At 42.0% G+C, this 2,026-nt stretch carries 1 protein-coding gene; it reads right to left on the reverse strand.

What is annotated here, in order from left to right; all coding sequences use genetic code 11:
* Nucleotides 1-585: 585 nt before the first annotated feature.
* A complete protein-coding gene (locus MO867_RS21735; protein WP_252473051.1) occupies nucleotides 586-1,551 on the reverse strand; it encodes a polysaccharide deacetylase family protein in 966 nt (321 codons plus the stop codon).
* Between the last annotated feature and the right edge of the window lie 475 nt (nucleotides 1,552-2,026).

Here is a 2,026-nt window from a genome sequence, read left to right on the forward strand (position 1 = left end):
TTAGACAAGATAATTACAGCCACGATTTAAGCTGATTTATATGGGACAGCCCTGGTGATGAGACCCTATTGAGCTGTACTCCTGTAGAAGGTATTTACACAACATTAAATTTGCAAGATCCTGGTGCTGAAGCCATATGCTCCACACTACTACCTGCGCAAATAGCGAATAAAAAAGTGCTTGTCAGAATTAATGAAGACTCTTCAGTACGCTACATCAAGTCAGGAAGATAATAGTTAATATTCTCCCACCGCTATACTATTTATTTTTTATAGTGGTGGCTTCATATAGTGGGTGTGAATTTCAGTATCTTTGCTAAGGCGAGGGTGTTCATACCGGCGCTCCAAACCAATTTCCCGACTGATGATGCCGAGAAAAGAAACGCAAGAAAAAATAAAAAAACATGGCCATACCCTGAAGCTTAAATAAACGTCATTCTACTCAGTCCCCAATGATTCTGAAGTATGATGCTAGTTAGAGATATACAGGGATGTATGCACCGCCTATCTTGATGTTAGGTTAAATGAATACATTTTATTTTATGCAGTTATTTAATATCAATATGTACCAAAGAACAGCATTCATCTATTCCATACCTTCAGGCAAGGATTTCCCAATAGCTTGAAGAGTTTCACGCTTGGTTGCAACCGGAACATTGTTTTGCTGCAGAATCCATCGAGCAATTTCATCTTTCCGCATAAAGGCCACGCCTTTATGCTGCTTGGCATAATTGAGGAAGGTATCCAGGGCCTTAATCATTGCAGGGGTAGCCATTCTATCATGCACACTGATTGACATCATTCTCCGTTTCTTTTCTCCCTCTTCATAGAGCACATCAAACTCATCCTTCAGTTCCTGAAGGAAAGCGGCACTAGTCATGGGTGAGTAGCTATCATAACGAAAGAAATCGTTATTTCTCACCGTATAAGGGACAACAACGAGAGGCTTATTATTCAGAAAAATTAGAAAGGGTTCATCACGAGCCACATTATCGACATGATAAATAAACCCTAACTGTTGAAGAATATCCAATGTATTCTTCGAGTGGCGCATACCAAACGCATTATATCCCACCGGGCGTTGACCCGTAATTTTTTCTATAATTGAGATGCTTTTAGCATTGGCTTGGTACTCTTCTTCCCTGCCCAATGAATATTGCTCAGTCCAGGCTTGCCCATGTCCTGCTGCTTCATGCCCTCGCTGAACTACTTCTTTAGCAAGACTGGTATTTAGCTCCACTGCGCGCCCAACCATATGGGAGGTGACTTTGATTCCATGCTTATCCCAAAGATCAAGCATACGCGGTATTCCTTCATTCATACCATAGTCATACCAGGTTGGCGTTACGGTATCAGGATATTTTTCATTCATTGGCCCAAAAGGTCCTTCTGCATGAGCATCCTGTGCTGTCGCTTCAAACTGCATGGATAGGGAAATCACCAATTGCGCGCCAGCCGGCCAATACCTCTCGGGGTTGGTTTCCTCTGCTGCAGCTGTATAAAAAAATAGTATTGCACTGAGGAAAAATACGAATAAGCATCTTAATTGCATATAGAGCGCTCAAGTCCAGCTATATCAAAGGGGAAATAAAATTTGACTGCAAATATAAGAGTAATGAAAATCACCATCTGTAAGTGGTAGATGACGCCTTCTTTAGCAGCTTATACCTATACAACACACCCACCCAGCAACGGGACTCGTATCGCGGCCACTGGGTCTTCCATGGTAATAGCCTGGAAATTTTCTCTTGTCAGTCCACCATTATGCCTACAAGGGTCTAATTGACCAAAACATAGAAATTGCCGCTCGGTTTGGAACCCTATAGACCAAATAACGGGCCATCATGTAGATAAACTTAATCAGTGGCCATTTGCCAAAGTGAATATACTCAAGCGGTGCTATATGGACAAGTGTATCAGTTTGAGCTTATTCACAATAAATTCCTTGCCTTAGCTTGCCAGGCACCCCTAACAGGCTGTTGAAAAACGCCCGCATAGATACTGGTTTTGGTAGAATATCGAGAAGA

Source organism: Microbulbifer okhotskensis (assembly GCF_023895975.1).
Classification (GTDB): Bacteria; Pseudomonadota; Gammaproteobacteria; order Pseudomonadales; family Cellvibrionaceae; genus Microbulbifer; species Microbulbifer okhotskensis.